We start from the raw sequence: 15650 nt of genomic DNA, 5'->3' as shown, positions 1-15650 counted from the left end.
GATCAATTGGAGTAACTGGATATATTTAGGTGTGGGAATATTACTGGGTGGGGTAGTTCGGGAACTATTGAGTCGGTTATCGACAGTCAGATCCCCACAGCAGGCGCAAATTTCCCCAGCACAGATCAAGCAAACAGAGCTAGCTTACCAAATGGCGCGGGACATGAGCCTGTTTAAAGGGGGATTTTTAGCACGGACTACCCATGAATTGCGATCGCCCCTAAATGGTTTAATTGGCTTACATCAGTTAATTTTGTCAGATTTGTGTGAAAATCCACAGGAGGAGCGAGAATTTATTGCTCAAGCCCACGAAAGAGCGCTGAAACTATTACATCTGATTGATGAAATTCTAAATATAGCCAGAACAGAACACGGTACTAATAAATTAGATATTCAACCCCACTGTTTAGCTAAAATTTTACAGGAAGTTAATAATTTAACTTATATGGTGGCAGCAAATCGCAATTTATCCTTGCGTGTTGTGCTTCCAGACCCAGAAATTTATGTTTTGGCAGATTACCGGTGGCTCCGCCAAATATTGGTCAATTTAGTAGACACTGCGATTAATCAAATGGAATTTGGTAGTATCTGTCTTTCTAGTAGTTTCTGTGCTGCTAATAATACCCTGGAGATTTTCCTGGATGTTCCAAGCCATGCTGTTACTACAAGTGAGTCCATAGAACTGATGAAATTAGGAGTCGATAGTGCTGACAATGATCAAGATCATACAGTTCTTTCCCCTGGAATGAAGATATTATTAAACCAGAATCTCTTGGAGATGATGGGAGGAAAATTAGAAATTGTTTCTTGTCCAAGCACTCCACAAACAAATCAAGAATTAACTAGGTTACAAATTTCTATCCCCCGAGTGATTCCTGAAGCTGAACTTCAGTGATCGGGAGAGTTTCAATATTTGGTTGATGATATAGTACCATAGTTGTGCTGACATTAGACTGAAAACCAATTTTTTGGTAAAATTCCTGTTGATGAGTAGTCATTAGGTATACTCGCTCAACTCTTCTGAGCCGGGGATGACTTAAAACGGTTTCTACCAACTTACGCCCCAGACCAGTACCGCGATAATCTGGGTGAATCACCACATCCCAGATAGTAGCACGATAGATACCATCAGAAGTCGCCCTGGCAAAGCCAATCAGCTGCTCTCCATCGCAAATGGTAATTACTGGCTCGCTATTAGCGATCGCTATACTTAGGTCTTCTATACTACGTCCTTTTGCCCAAAAAGCTGTAAGATTAAATAGTTCTTGAAGTTGGTAAAGGTTGATTTCTGACTGGCGATATTCCCTAAATTGAATTTGAGGATAGTTCATGTTTTGCACCCCAAGGCAGTATCATTATTTGGATGAACTCATATTGTCCTAGAAAGTTTCCGATACGTATATCTATATGCAACTATTTTCAAGTTTAATTATCATTATTTAATGACAAATCCACTTCCACAGAGGATGAGTTGGTCCTTGCTGTCTGATTTTCAGAACTTGTTTTTCTAGGCGTTGTTTTTCCCGTTCTGGTAATCCCAGGAGGATATTTCGGCCTTGCCAAACTAAATTAGAAATAGTAGTACCGATACAAACAGCTAAACCAAGGCTAGATAGTGGATGATAAAACAGTGCGTATCTTAGAGAAACCCAGGTAAAGTACTGTTGTAGTATAACTATTTCTGACCGTAAATCCCATAGGGCAAAAGGTACAATGGTCACCCACAAACAGCCCACAAAAAACCATCTCCAGTATACAGTTACCTGATGCAGCTTTTGGACTTGTTGCTTAAATGATGAGTTAATACCATTGCCATTTTTGCTATTTATTGATGATTCTTTGAATTGCTCCATGAAATAATAAACAACCAATTCCAAATTAATCAAAGGCTTGTTGCTGGGGGAATCAGGAATTATGTACAGGCGAGTTGGGATTTATTATGGTTCAAATAAGAATCATGAACCGGTGATAAACAACGAATTTTAATACGTTGACTTTGGTTTTTTTTAAGTTAATATACACTCAAATAACCCAAATCACCAATATGTATCTCCCAGCGCCTGGTATTTCCTTAACCTCATTCTAACTTTCCGGGGAGTTAGTAGATGTATCAATTGCCTCAGTACTGACTAAAATAGGATATTTCTCTGTGCGTTCTCGCCACCAAGCCAACAGAGTACTAGCAATAAAAATACTCGAATAAGCCCCCATGGCAAAGCCAATAATTAATGCTAGAGCAAAGTGTCTGAGTGTTTCTCCGCCAAAGACAAAGATGGCGATTAGTGTTAGCAAGGTTGTTAAAGTAGTATTAATTGATCTTCCTAATGTTTGGTTGACAGCATCATCCACAACCTCTGCAATTGGCTGCTGGGGATTGACCTTAATAGTTTCGCGGATGCGATCATAAATCACCACTGTATCATTAACTGAGAAACCGATAATGGTCAGTACTGCTACAATAAACAGACTATCTACTTCTATTCCTAGCACTAACCCGAAAATTGAAAATACCCCTAAAGTAGTCAAAACATCGTGAAACAGCCCCACAATGGCAAATAAGGCGTAGTCCAACTGGAAGCGGAAGCTCAAGTAAAGAATAATACCCACAAAAGAAACAATTAGGGCAATCATCCCAGACCTAAACAATTCTGCTCCCAAGGTAGGGCCAACAGTGTCAATTTGGTTTTGTTGCGGGTCAAAGTTACCAATTTTCTCACTTAAAGCAGTTTGTAAATTGGTGCGCTGATCAACATCTAAGTCTTTGGTGCGAATTGATATACCATTATCACCAACTATTTGGATGCTGCTATCACCCAAACCTTGGGCTTGTGCTACTTCCCGAACTGTGGTTATATCTATTGGTTGATCGCAGTTACCCGGTTGTATACAATCACGTTCCAACTGTAAGCGCGTACCACCGATGAAATCTAAACCGGGGCGTAGAGGGGCGCGAATTTGGGGATTTTGCCACGAAATCGCCATTGAGATCAAGCTAATGAGAACAAAAACGCTAGAAATACTCCACCATAGCGATCGCCATTTATTAATATGCAATTTCATTTAGCCACCTCTGGCTTATTCAAGGCTGGTAGGTTAGGACAGAAAAGTTCACGCCTATTCTTCACAGACGGAAGGGTAATTGCTAAAAACATCAGTGTCCGGCTACAAGTGATTGCCGTAAACATACTTACCCCCACACCCAAGGCTAGGGTAAGAGCAAAGCCTCTGACCAATCCTGAACCAAACCAAAACAAAGCACCACAAGCAATCCATGTGGTAACATTGCTGTCTAAAATACTCGAAAATGCCCGGTAAAAACCAGATTCTACAGAACGATACAAAGATTTACCAGCTCGCAATTCTTCTCGTGTACGCTCAAAGATTAGCACATTGGCATCAACTGCCATGCCAACACTAAGGATAAAACCAGCGATTCCCGGTAAAGTCAGGGTAACCCCCAACAGTGCAAAACTCGCCCATGTCAGGAGAGAGTAGATGACTAATGATACATCGGCAATTAGTCCGGGTAAGCGATAGTAAACTATCATAAATATTAATACTAAAATCAAACCGCCAATGGCGGCATAAATGCTGCTTTGAATACTGTCTTTACCCAATGTAGCGCCTACAGTCCTTCTTTCGGCAATTTCCACAGGGACAGGTAAAGCACCGCCACGCAACTGTACCCCCAAGTCGTTGGCTTGTTGGGGGGTAAATTGACCTGTAATCACAGCAGAACCGCCTGTGATTCCTGTACCAGCAAATTCTACCCCCACTACAGGGGCGCTGATTAATTCATTATCTAAAAAAATCCCAATGCTCCGCCCAGTACCAGCTAGGTTTTTGGTAAGATTGGCGAACAATTCACCACCCTTAGTATCAAAGCGAAGGGCAACATTCCAATTACTACCTTGAGTTGGTTCACCATAGGCATCTTGGAGATATTTACCATCAAGCGGTGGTTCCGTGCTTTGAAATAATTCTGCGATCGCTTGATTATTTTTGGCTAATTCTTCTTGATTATTAATAATTGCGGCCTCATCGCCGCGGTTTCTTAACTCCTCTTGCTTGGCTCTGAGTTCACTTCTGGAGGCTTGAAAAGCAAAAAGTTGAGTTTCTGTACCGGGCTTTTGTTCTCGGAATTCTAACTGCGCCGTCCCACCTAGCACTCGTTCTGCTTGTTCTGGATCATTCACCCCTGGCAATTGTACCAGGATTTTGTCTGTACCTACAGTTTGAATTACTGGCTCAGAAACTCCCAGGCCATTAACTCGACCTTCCACAACTTTCTGCACCCCAGCCAAATCTCGTTCAGTAATTTCTTCCTTTGGGGGTGCTGGTTTCACCTGAATGGTTAACTGTGAACCGCCCCGTAAGTCTAACCCCAAAGGTACTGGAATTGTGGCTATGACCGCAATAGCAGCCATAAGCAGCACAAAAATTAAAGCTAATAGCGATCGCTGTCTTTGCATACCATAACTCGCAACTGACAAAGGCTATGATAGCGTTCTTTGAACGAGTTTTGAATGGGGAGGTGGGGGAGGTGGGGGATAGGAGGTAGATTTTTCCTCTTCCCCCAGTCTTCGGTTCCTAAACTCGCATAGCGACCATTTTCTCCACAGCTTCCACGATTTGTTCTGGTTGCACAATTGTTAACCGTTCCAGAGTACCGTTGTAAGGTGTCGGTATATCTTGGGAAGAAAGCCGCAGTACCGGCGCATCCAATTCATCAAACAAGCGGTCATTGATGGAGGCGGTTAATTCTGCTGCAATCCCTCCAGTTCTCATACACTCTTCCACGATAATGACTCGATGGGTTTTGCGTATGGATGCCCCAATAGTATCAAAATCCAAAGGCTTGAGTGATATCAGGTCTATCACTTCTGGATCATAACCTTGTTTTTCTAAAGTTTTCACGGCTTGCAATACATGATGGCGCATTCGTGAGTAAGTCAGTATTGTGACATCTTTCCCACGACGCACAACTTCTGCTTTATCCAGAGGTAGTAAATATTCTTCTTCTGGTAAATCTTCTTTTAAGTTGTAAAGTAGAACGTGTTCAAAGAACAACACTGGGTTATCGTCACGAATAGCCGATTTTAGTAGTCCTTTAGCGTTATAGGGTGTGGAACAAGTAACAATTTTTAAGCCCGGAACCGCTTGGAAGTAAGCCTCTAGGCGTTGAGAATGTTCCGCCCCCAGCTGTCTACCTACACCCCCTGGTCCGCGAATTACCATAGGGATTTTAAAGTTACCACCGGAAGTGTACCGTAACATTCCAGCGTTGTTGGATATCTGGTTAAAGGCTAGGAGCAAAAAGCCCATATTCATGCCTTCTATTATCGGTCTTAACCCAGTCATAGCTGCGCCCACGGCCATACCAGTAAAACTGTTTTCGGCGATGGGAGTATCAAGAATGCGTAATTCGCCATACTTTTTGTATAAGTCTTTAGTGACTTTGTAGGAACCGCCGTAATGTCCTACATCCTCCCCAAGAACGAATACACTCGAATCACGCGCCATTTCTTCATCAATGGCTTCCCGCAGAGCGTTAAAAAATAGTGTTTCTGCCATTTAGACCTTATAGTCAGACTATTGTTTTAGAATCTTATCGTGCCACCGTAGCAAATATCGTGAGCGATCGCACTAGATTAGAGATTGATTTTGTGGACAAAATTAATGTGGGCTTTCATACCCAATTGCCAAAAGAATTATCCCTTGTTATGGCAATTTTCCCCAGCTAGAAACAACCTAACTATTGCATTGGTAGCCAAGGGAAGTATTTCCTTGATTTAGGCGCTATGATGTATTATTTGTTATTTACTGCCTGTAATTGAGAAGTTTCTAACCGAGTCATCCATTTTTCTAAATAGACACGATTAGCAATTTGTTCAGATGTATCTTCAGTCTCCATAGGATAAGGCATCAGTCCTAAAATTGCTGCTGTAGTTACACAAAACATGGATTTTTGGAAGCTCATACAAATTTGGACTCGCAAATCATCTTCACCTCGAAGAGTGTGACGGTAAATTCTGTGTAAATAATCCGGGAGATAATGACGCATATCCTGCATCAACAAAGTTGGAGGAATACCAGAACCACCTATAGGTAAAGGATCGGCATATAGTGCACCATACTGAAATCGAGCTTGATCCAGGGGAATTTGATATGCTTGGGCATTGTATGACACTGTGCCATGAAAGGGAGTACCCCGAAAGAATACTGCTTCTACATAGGGTATGGCTGTATCTGCGAGGAAGGTTAAACCCACAGATTTAGGAATGATGTCATAAACTTCCCCTCGAATTTTGACTGCGTAAGTGATGGGCTTTAAAGCATCTGCAACTAGACCCGCCTTAATATGGTCTACAACTTGGGGGATGGTTTGAATTTGTCCTTCGTCGTAGCGGTCTGATAAATTGAGGAAAATATCCGCCATTACCCGCCAAAATTGACCCAATCCAGTGTAGTAAGCTGACAGGCGCAACATTTCCGTGAGAAAATCCGGAAATAGTTGGTTAACGCCCATGATTATCGGATTATTAGGGAATTTTGCTTGAATAACTGCTTGCGCTCTTTGTTCAAACTCCGGTGTATCTAAATATTCATCTAGCCCACCTCCACCATGCCACATCATGGCTTTCATACAATATTCGGCATATTCAAAGTTAATTCTGTCATGCCACCAATGGCGAATTAGTTTTGCCAGGGAAATTTCCCCGTTAAAGTATTTAAAAAAGGGAAAAAATACTAAAAATTGATGATCAGCAATATAAATCAGGTTTTGTGAATAGGCATCTAAAACTACACCGTAGCTTTTGAGTATGCCCACCACTTCCATAACATTATCTGGACTATCAGGAAGTAATGCACCTCCGGTGAGTAGTCTTTCAATGTACTCAGATAAGGGATGTGAGACAGCTTTTTGTTTCATGTTCTCCAGAAGTTACAGAATCTAGTTGCTTGTTGAGTTATTTAAAGACACCGCAGTTACTAGATTATTTGCGGAGGTTACCATGGCTGTGATTGTCGGTTCACTCCAGCGTACTAACCAAGTGGGTTGAATGCCTAAAATTACAATTAATACTGCTAGAATTACTGCGGGCATGCGATCGCTCCAAAATACACGGGGTAAGTTGGTGACTTGGGAGGACAATCGCCCGAAAAAGGCGCGATTCATCAAAATTAAGAAGTAAACGGCAGTTAAGCCCGTACCAATCATAGATAAAAGGGTTTGTACTGGAAAAACGGCAAAACTGCCCCGAAAAACGATAAATTCGGAAATAAACCCCACCATTCCCGGTACCCCAGCACTGGCCATGACACCTAAAACCATTAAGCTACCAATGAGAGGTAAACCTCGTTCTGGGTTGAGCAGTCCTTTAATCACATTTAAATCTCGGCTACCAGCTTTTTGATAAACAACACCCACTAGCAAAAACAGCAGCGCCGAAATTAACCCGTGGCTGATCATTTGCATCACAGCCCCCAAGGTGCTCAAAGGTGTAGCCGCTGATGCAGCTAATAGGATGTAGCCCATGTGTCCAATGGAACTGTAGGCTACCATTTTTTTCATATCCGTTTGGGCGATGGCGCAACAGGAGCCAAATAGTACACTGACTACAGCCCAAGTTGCCAACCATGGGGCTAAATAAGTCCAAGCTCCTGGTAACAAGTTCATGCCAAAACGCAGTAAGCCATAGGTTCCTAACTTCAACAATACTCCCGCTAACAGCACAGAGATGGGTGTAGAAGCTTCTACGTGGGCATCTGGTAGCCATGTGTGAAAGGGTACTAAGGGAATTTTAATTCCAAAGCCGACTAAAATTCCGGCTAGCAGTATTAGCTGTGTTCCTAAGGGTAAAGTTGTTGTTTTCAAACCCAAGAGTGCAAAACTATCAGAACCACTCAGCCACACCATACCCAAAAAACTTGCCAAAATTAATATCCCGGAAATGGCAGTATAAATGAGAAATTTTGTAGCGGCGTAACCCCGTCTAGCACCTCCCCAAATGGCAATTAACAGATATAGCGGTATTAGTTCCAGTTCATAAAAGAGGAAAAATAATAGTAAGTCTTGTGCTAAAAATGCTCCTATAACGCCGGCATTTAACAGCAATATCAAAGAGTAATAAAATCTCGGACGCTGAAGGGATTCATTACTGCTATATATAGCAATACAAGTTAACAGTCCATTTAACACCAGCAATGGTAAGGATAAACCATCTACCCCTAAATTATAATTCAAGCCTAAAGATTCTATCCAGGGGATAAACTCAGTAAACTGTTGACTGGCTTGGGCGGGAGTGAATTTTACTGCCAGTAGAACTGTCCACAGGAAGATGATCATGGCGAAGAGGAAAGCCACTTGACGGGAAAGTTTGCCACTGATGTTGCCGGGCCAGAAACCGATTAAAGCCGCGGCTAATAATGGCAGTACAATTAGTACACTCAGCATAAGTATAACTATGTATGGTTAGAGGGGATGTAAAAAGTCTGTTGCCCTGTTAAAAGGGTAATTTATCTAGTAGACCTAATGACCAGCTAATGAAAAAACCCAGGACGCTGATCACCACAAGGATAGTTAACATATATCCCTGGGATTGACCAGAAATACTGTATTTTAAACCTTGTCCACCTAGAATTGTGGCAAATCCTACCAAGTTTACAAAACCATCAACTAGATAGCGATCGCTCCAATCGGAAAATTTTGATAGCAGGGCGACTAAATTAACTATGGTCAGTTTATAAATTCTATCGATGTAAAAATCATAACCCAACAGGTCTTGTACAAATCTCCAGACCAGGATTCTGGATCTTGACCATGCTTTATGCAGAGACATTGTACAGCCTATAGCTACCCCAACCACCGTAGAAGAAACCAAAATTAATAATATGTACCAATCGACACTTTCCCAATTGGGCAGCAGATACCATTGCTGTAGCATTAGAGGTAAGAGTAAATTCACCACAGTTAGTGCCACCATGGGTAATGCCATTTGCCAGCCAACTTCAGGGGTGCGGCGGGTTTTTTGTTGTGGTTTGCCCCAAAATATTAATCTGAATACTCTGGTTAAGTTCAAAGCTGTCAAGCCGTTGACTAATACTAAAATAGCAATTACCCAAGGAGTAGCATGAACTAAGCCATCAGCCCATGCCAGCATTGCCCAGAAGCTTCCCAGTGGTAGCAGTGTTACCATACCAGCAGAACCTACAATAAAAGCTGTGGTTGTGGCTGGCATCCTTGACCATAATCCACCCATTTCTGTTAAGTCTTGGGTGCTGGTAGTGTAGATGACTGAACCAGAACTCATGAATAATAGAGCTTTGGCGATCGCATGAGTTAATAGCAGCATTAAGGCCACACCTCCTTGCTCTAACCCCACTGCCAAAAATACTAAGCCCATGTATGCACTAGTGGAATGAGATAAGGCTCGCTTAATGTCTGTTTGGGCTATTGACACTAATGTTGCACCCATTGCTGTCAATGCACCAATCACAACTAAGGTATTTAAGGCGATGGGGGATAAAGTTAATATTGGCTGAAGTTTATACAACACATAAGCACCACCTGCTACAACTAATGAATTACGCATTACCGAAGCGGGGTTAGGTCCTTCCATGGCTTCATCTAACCACAGATGTAAGGGAAATTGAGCACATTTACCAGCAGGTCCGGCAATTAATCCCAAACACAACAAAGTGGAAGTAACAGGACTTAAATCAGCTGTTTGTGCCCACTCATACAAATCAGAGAAGTTCAAACTACCACATACAGTCGAAAGGCTGACCACCCCCATTAGTAACAGCAAGTCTCCCACCCGCTTAGTTAAAAAGGCATCTCGCGCTGCTGTGACTACTAGTGGTTGAGCATACCAAAATCCCACCAATAGATAGGTAGAAAGGGTGAGCACTTCTAAAACAGCGTAGCTCAGAAATAAGGAATCACTGATGGCTAAACCGGTTAGTGCCATTTCAAAGAATCCGATTAATGCAAAGAACCGTGCTAAAGACCAGTCCTTTTCCATGTATCCTAGGGCATAAATTTGTGCTAACAGACTTAATCCGCTAATTAATACCATCGCCCCAATGCTAGTTGGGGAAAGTTCCAAGGCAAAAGATAAGTTGAAGTCTGCTACTTTTAACCAGTTAATTACCAAAATTTCTGGTTCTTTATCCCAAATATGCTTAAATACCAACAGACTATGAAGAAAACCGACAATAGTCGTCAATATGTTGAAATATGCCGCAGGTCTTGGACCTGTACGCCGAATGATTCCCATCCCCCACGGCAAAGTTACTAGTGCGCCAAGTAAGCTGTAGAATGGCACCCACCAACTTGTTGAAAATAGAAACTGATTCATTGAGATTTTCCTGGACGACTCTGCCTTGATTTTTTATGCAATATCCTTCAAACAATCTTTGACTAAAAAATATAGTTATTGGATGATATCTATGGTTTTTTTAACTATTTGTTCCCTAAACTTTAAATGAGTATTTTTCATTTAGGTTATCTTATTTCGGTATATTTCAGTATAATTTGACATATTTAAAAGCATTAACTTCTATTAAATCGTGGGTGAGCATGGATTTATATTTTTACTTGCACCAACAAATAAAATTATCCGATATATTAAAAAAATTTATGTGTTTTTCCAAAAACATTACTTCTCCTCTGAATGTGGCAAAACTTATAGACAGGAAAACATACGGCGATTGATATCCCCTCTCAAGACTCGACTCGCCGCGGCTATGAATGTCCTTTTGTAAATGTAATAAAGAAATTATAAAGCATAAGTGGGTACTCTAGGAATTCATCAACTTCCATTGGTATGAATCAGCGATAAAGTTTTGTTAAGTTTTTTAAAACTATTTTATCATAAACTATTATACTAATTTATATTGCCAGGGAGACCAAGCTTTCCTATGCTTAATTTAGAAATGTTTTTATGGCTGAAGATGCAGCCATGAGGTTAAACATTTCAAAACACAGTACTGATTGGATAAAATTTTTAGGAGTTCTGCGATGCCAATTGCAGTTGGAATGATTGAGACTAAGGGTTTTCCGGCAGTAGTAGAAGCTGCTGATGCCATGGTGAAGGCCGCTCGTGTTACCTTGGTAGGCTATGAGAAAATTGGTAGTGCTAGGGTAACCGTGATTGTCAGGGGTGACGTGTCGGAGGTACAAGCCTCTGTGGCCGCGGGCATAGATGCAGCCAGAAGAGTTAATGGTGGTGAAGTATTATCCACTCACATCATTGCTCGTCCCCACGAAAACCTAGAATATGTTTTGCCGATACGTTACACCGAAGCTGTAGAACAGTTCCGGACTTAAAAACTGATTTTTAGCAAGCAAGTAATTAACAGTGTCGCTCTGTGTGTTGCGGCAATTTTTCCCAGGGGTACAAACTTTAATTCAGGATAAGAACGAATGTCAATCGCAGTAGGAATGGTAGAAACGCTTGGGTTTCCGGCAGTAGTAGAGGCTGCTGATGCGATGGTGAAAGCCGCGCGTGTTACTTTGGTAGGCTATGAAAAAATCGGCAGCGGTCGAGTTACAGTCATTGTTCGGGGTGACGTTTCGGAAGTACAAGCTTCAGTGGGTGCTGGAGTAGAATCAGTTAAACGAGTCCATGGCGGAGAAGTGTTATCTACTCATATCATTGCTCGTCCCCATGAAAACTTGGAATACGTGCTACCAATTCGGTACACCGAAGACGTAGAACAATTCCGGGAAAATGTCAACGCAATTCGTCCTTTCGGTAGAAGACCGTAATCTGTAATGCAAGTTGCCAAAGTCCGTGGCACAGTAGTGGGCACGCAAAAAGACCCAAGTCTTCGCGGCGTCAAACTACTGTTGTTGCAATTAGTAGATGAAGAGGGAAATCTACTGCATAAATACGAAGTAGCAGCAGATACCGTAGGCGCGGGAGTAGATGAGTGGGTGCTTGTCGCTCGTGGCAGTGCCGCTCGTCAAATTCCAGGGAATGAAAAGCGTCCCTTAGATGCAGCAGTAGTGGCGATCATTGATACCATTCACTTGGAAGGTCGTCTCATGTACAGCAAAAAAGAGCAGTATCGATAGTCTTTGAATGATCAAAGACTAAGAAAGAAAAGCTTAATTGAGGAGGAATCTCGTAATGGTAGTCCGCAGCACGGCGGCCCCCCCAACCCCGTGGTCGAGGAATTTAGCCGAGCCAAAAATCCATGAAAGCACATTTGTACATCCGGCTGCCAATATTATTGGAGATGTGCGAATAGGTGCTAATGTCATCATTGCTCCAGGAACCTCGATTAGAGCGGATGAAGGTACACCTTTTTTTATTGGCGAAAATACTAATATTCAAGATGGTGTAGTAATTCATGGACTGGAGCAAGGCCGAGTGATTGGTGATGACCAAAATCAATACTCGGTATGGGTAGGAGAAAATGTTTCTATTACCCACATGTCCCTAATTCATGGTCCGGCTTATGTAGGAGATAATTCCTTCATTGGTTTTCGTTCCACAGTATTTAACGCCAGAGTAGGTGCTGGTTGCATCGTCATGATGCACGCTTTAATTCAAGATGTAGAAATTCCCCCGGGTAAGTATGTACCTTCGGGAGCGATAATTACTAATCAGCAGCAAGCTGACCGGTTGCCAGATGCTGAAGTTCAGGATCAGCAGTTCGCTCATCATGTCGTCGGGATAAACCAGTCATTAAGAACTGGATATCGGTGTGCTGCGGATACTAAGTGTATTGCACCCATACGGGATGAGATTGCTAAATCTTATACAAATACTGGTATTACTGTTTTAGAGCTAGAAAGGAGTAGTGAAGTGTCGAGCAATAGCTTGGGTGCAGAAATCATAGAACAGGTGCGTTATCTTTTAGATCAAGGATATAAAATTGGCACGGAACACGTAGATCAAAGACGGTTCCGCACTGGTTGTTGGCAAAGTTGCGCCCCAATAGAACCGGGAACTATAGGGCAAGCGATCGCCGCCTTAGAAAGTTGTTTGAGAGATCATAGCGGCGAATATGTCCGGATGTTTGGCATTGACCATAGTAAACGACGCGTCTTAGAAACCATTATTCAACGTCCCGATGGTATAGTCACCTCCATTAGTCCTAGCCGCTTCCAAATACCTGCTAATGGTAACGGTCGCTATAATAGTAATGGTAATGGCAATGGTCGCGTTGCCAGCAATAGCGTACTAAGTAGCGAAACCATAGAGCAAGTACGTAACTTGCTGTCAGGTGGTTACAAAATCGGTACAGAACATGTAGATGAGCGGCGTTTCCGGACTGGTTCCTGGCAGAGTTGCCAACCCATTGAATCAACTTCCACCAATGAAGTGTTAGCCGCATTAGAAGAATGTATAGAATCCCATCAAGGCGAATATGTACGCCTGATTGGTATTGATGCCAAAGCTAAACGGCGGGTTTTAGAAAGCATTATCCAAAGACCAAGCGATCCAGTTGTGCCATCCGGTAACAAGAAATCCTTTAGCGGCGGTGGTGCGGCGACTGCTACTACCACCAGTACCAGGTTGAGTTCTGAAGTAGTAGATCAAATCCGGCAGATTTTGGCGGGTGGATATAAAGTTAGTGCTGAACACGTAGACCAAAGACGCTTCCGTACTGGTTCATGGACTAGCTGTGGTCAAATTGAAGCCAAATCTGACAGAGGGGTGATTGAGGCTTTAGAAGGATACCTCGCTGAATATCCAGGAGAATACGTGCGCTTAGTTGGTATCGACACCAAAGCCAAACGCCGAGTCCTGGAAACTATCATCCAACGTCCCTAAAAGTGCTGAGTTAAGAGTGCTGTTACCATCCCTGGGCGTAGCCATTGCTGAGTAAAATTTTTATTCATTACTACTCGCATAAAGCTATTCCCAACCTTATAGAATTGATTCAGCACTTAGCACTATGCTCTCTCCGGCTTCCGAGGTAAAAATTTCCATGTCTGTGCCGCCACTGCACCTGAGCAACAAGTTCGAGTCTTATATAAGTGGCGAGGTGACTATTCATCCCAGCGCAGTCCTGGCACCTGGAGTTATACTTCAAGCTGCGGCCAACAGCAAGATGATCATCGGACCAGGGGTGTGTATTGGTATGGGGTCAATTCTCCAAGTTAGCGAAGGCACCCTAGAGGTAGAAGCAGGAGCCAACTTGGGAGCCGGTTTTTTGATGGTTGGTCAAGGCAAAATTGGCGCAAATGCTTGTGTTGGTTCAGCAACCACAGTTTTTAACTGTTCTATCGAGCCAGGAACAGTCATTCCGCCAGGCTCAATTTTAGGAGACACCAGTCGGCAAATTGAGGATACACAACAACCGGAATCAGCCCCTAACAATGGTGCTGATAACACTAGTAAACAACAGCCAGAAGCGGAAAATAGTTTAGAGCCGGATGAGGAGACAGTCATGTCCTCAACTAATATCTCAGCATCGGCTTACTGGAAATTCAAATACCAGTCTCCTTCCTCTTCGGTGTCTTCGCCTACATCTGAAAGCCAGCCCGCATCTGTAGAAGAAAACGCTGACGCCAATAAATCCATACCCCAGGAACCAAAATCAAGTCAGCCTCCCACTGAATCACCCCATAATTTCGGGAACCAAATTTATGGACAAGGAAGTATAAATAGGTTATTAGTCACATTATTTCCCCATCGGCAGAGCTTAAATAACCCCATCTGTGACGATCAGTCTGAGTAAGTGTTAATTGTAAGTTGTCAGTTTCATGAGCAATCTGGAAAGTTCACATGGAAACATCTAACCAACACTCTATTAGCACAATTCAGAAATCCCGCCGACGAGATAGTCTGAAAAATACTGCTTTGGGTTTAGTCTCTACTAGCAGCTTTCCCGCCATAGTGGGAACAGCAGATATGATGCTCAAATCCGCTGGTGTTCACCTAGTGGGGTATGAAAAAATTGGTAGTGGGCAGTGTACCGCTATTGTCAGAGGTGGAATTGCCGATGTGCGTCTGGCTGTAGAAGCTGGTGTTCAAACTGCTCAACAGTTTGGTCAATTGGTTTCTAGCTTGGTGATTCCTCGGCCCTATCCTAACCTCGATATAGTACTGCCCATCACCAGCCGCCTGAGTCAATGGATGGACGAAGGTAATCAAAGCAGTTTAAGTAACTTAGCCATTGGTTTAGTTGAGACCCGGGGATTTCCGGCCATGGTCGGTGCTTGTGATGCCATGCTCAAGTCCGCTGATGTTCATTTAGCAGCTTATGAGAAAATTGGTGCTGGCTTGTGCACAGCCATCATTCGTGGCACTGTTGCTAATGTAGCAGTGGCGGTAGAGGCTGGAATGTTTGAAGCAGAAAGGATTGGCGAATTAAACGCAGTCATGGTCATTCCTCGACCACTAGATGAAATGGAGAAAACCTTACCTTTAGCAAGCTGCTGGGTTGAACACCGCGAACCATTGAATATGCCGGTCAATGTCCAAGAACAGGTGGCGGAAATAGAAGTCTTACAGTTGCCTGATTTATCCCAAATCCCTGCCAAAATTCCCCAAGAAGTTGCCGAAGAAATATGGAAAGATGAATGTTAAAATTATGTAATAATTTTAACAATTCATCTTCGCCTGGAAGGCATCTTACGCTTTGTTTGTTGCCTTGATAATAACTTGTGATTACCATAAAGAAAA

General features: G+C 42.7%; 16 protein-coding genes. 8 read left to right on the top strand and 8 right to left on the bottom strand.

What is annotated here, in order from left to right:
- The first annotated feature begins 1 nt into the window (after position 1).
- On the top strand, positions 2-895 hold the full coding sequence (locus IM676_RS16070) for a sensor histidine kinase (RefSeq protein WP_200990244.1): 894 nt from the start codon (positions 2-4) through the stop codon (positions 893-895).
- On the opposite strand, the gene IM676_RS16065 is transcribed toward IM676_RS16070, so the two are convergent.
- The 5 genes from IM676_RS16065 to IM676_RS16045 all read right to left on the bottom strand — a co-directional run bounded on the left by IM676_RS16065 (position 858) and on the right by IM676_RS16045 (position 5574).
- On the bottom strand, positions 858-1331 hold the full coding sequence (locus IM676_RS16065) for a GNAT family N-acetyltransferase (protein WP_200987812.1): 474 nt from the start codon (positions 1329-1331) through the stop codon (positions 858-860). The genes IM676_RS16070 and IM676_RS16065 overlap by 38 nt on opposite strands.
- A 108-nt stretch (positions 1332-1439) precedes the next feature.
- The gene (locus tag IM676_RS16060; RefSeq protein WP_200987811.1) at positions 1440-1853 is read right to left on the bottom strand and encodes a hypothetical protein; all 414 of its coding nucleotides are present in this window, start codon (positions 1851-1853) and stop codon (positions 1440-1442) included.
- Between the two features lie 229 nt (positions 1854-2082).
- Entirely contained in the window at positions 2083-3060 is a 978-nt protein-coding gene (gene secF / locus IM676_RS16055) for a protein translocase subunit SecF (protein ID WP_200987810.1), read from the bottom strand.
- Entirely contained in the window at positions 3057-4472 is a 1416-nt protein-coding gene (secD, locus tag IM676_RS16050) for a protein translocase subunit SecD (RefSeq protein ID WP_200990242.1), read from the bottom strand. Before secD ends, secF begins: the two co-directional genes overlap by 4 nt.
- 118 nt (positions 4473-4590) lie before the next feature.
- Complete coding sequence (locus IM676_RS16045; protein WP_200987809.1) at positions 4591-5574, bottom strand: alpha-ketoacid dehydrogenase subunit beta; 984 nt, start codon at positions 5572-5574, stop codon at positions 4591-4593.
- On the opposite strand from IM676_RS16045, the gene IM676_RS16040 reads away from it, so the two are divergent.
- Complete coding sequence (locus IM676_RS16040) at positions 5562-5744, top strand: hypothetical protein (protein ID WP_200987808.1); 183 nt, start codon at positions 5562-5564, stop codon at positions 5742-5744. The two genes, IM676_RS16045 and IM676_RS16040, sit on opposite strands and share 13 nt — an antisense overlap.
- 65 nt (positions 5745-5809) lie before the next feature.
- On the opposite strand, the gene IM676_RS16035 is transcribed toward IM676_RS16040, so the two are convergent.
- Genes IM676_RS16035 through IM676_RS16025 form a run of 3 tightly spaced genes read right to left on the bottom strand, consistent with a single transcriptional unit; the run spans position 5810 to position 10364 of the window.
- Positions 5810-6934 carry a CO2 hydration protein gene (locus IM676_RS16035; protein WP_200987807.1) on the bottom strand — a complete coding sequence of 375 codons (1125 nt, stop codon included), beginning with the start codon at positions 6932-6934 and terminating at the stop codon, positions 5810-5812.
- 21 nt (positions 6935-6955) lie between these two features.
- Positions 6956-8458 carry an NADH-quinone oxidoreductase subunit M gene (locus tag IM676_RS16030; RefSeq protein WP_200987806.1) on the bottom strand — a complete coding sequence of 501 codons (1503 nt, stop codon included), beginning with the start codon at positions 8456-8458 and terminating at the stop codon, positions 6956-6958.
- A 49-nt stretch (positions 8459-8507) separates the two neighbouring features.
- A complete protein-coding gene (locus tag IM676_RS16025) occupies positions 8508-10364 on the bottom strand; it encodes an NAD(P)H-quinone oxidoreductase subunit F (protein WP_200987805.1) in 1857 nt (618 codons plus the stop codon).
- Positions 10365-11026: 662 nt separating this feature from the next.
- Between IM676_RS16025 and IM676_RS16020 the strand changes: the two genes are divergently transcribed.
- The 6 genes from IM676_RS16020 (at position 11027) to IM676_RS15995 (ending at position 15554) form a co-directional block, all read left to right on the top strand.
- The gene (locus tag IM676_RS16020) at positions 11027-11335 is read left to right on the top strand and encodes a carbon dioxide-concentrating mechanism protein CcmK (RefSeq protein WP_200987804.1); all 309 of its coding nucleotides are present in this window, start codon (positions 11027-11029) and stop codon (positions 11333-11335) included.
- Between the two features lie 96 nt (positions 11336-11431).
- Positions 11432-11776 carry a carbon dioxide-concentrating mechanism protein CcmK gene (locus IM676_RS16015; protein WP_006194886.1) on the top strand — a complete coding sequence of 115 codons (345 nt, stop codon included), beginning with the start codon at positions 11432-11434 and terminating at the stop codon, positions 11774-11776.
- A 6-nt stretch (positions 11777-11782) separates the two neighbouring features.
- On the top strand, positions 11783-12085 hold the full coding sequence (locus IM676_RS16010; RefSeq protein WP_200987803.1) for a EutN/CcmL family microcompartment protein: 303 nt from the start codon (positions 11783-11785) through the stop codon (positions 12083-12085).
- A 55-nt stretch (positions 12086-12140) separates the two neighbouring features.
- Entirely contained in the window at positions 12141-13793 is a 1653-nt protein-coding gene (locus IM676_RS16005) for a ribulose bisphosphate carboxylase small subunit (protein ID WP_200987802.1), read from the top strand.
- 157 nt (positions 13794-13950) lie between these two features.
- A complete protein-coding gene (locus IM676_RS16000) occupies positions 13951-14703 on the top strand; it encodes an LbetaH domain-containing protein (RefSeq protein WP_200987801.1) in 753 nt (250 codons plus the stop codon).
- Positions 14704-14750: 47 nt separating this feature from the next.
- Positions 14751-15554 carry a BMC domain-containing protein gene (locus IM676_RS15995; RefSeq protein WP_200987800.1) on the top strand — a complete coding sequence of 268 codons (804 nt, stop codon included), beginning with the start codon at positions 14751-14753 and terminating at the stop codon, positions 15552-15554.
- Positions 15555-15650: the final 96 nt, after the last annotated feature.

Origin of the sequence: Anabaenopsis elenkinii CCIBt3563, assembly GCF_015245355.1 — a bacterium.
Taxonomy (GTDB): Bacteria; Cyanobacteriota; Cyanobacteriia; order Cyanobacteriales; family Nostocaceae; genus Anabaenopsis; species Anabaenopsis elenkinii.
The sequence above is the reverse complement of the archived record's forward strand: the minus strand, read 5'-3'. Positions and strand labels throughout refer to the sequence as shown.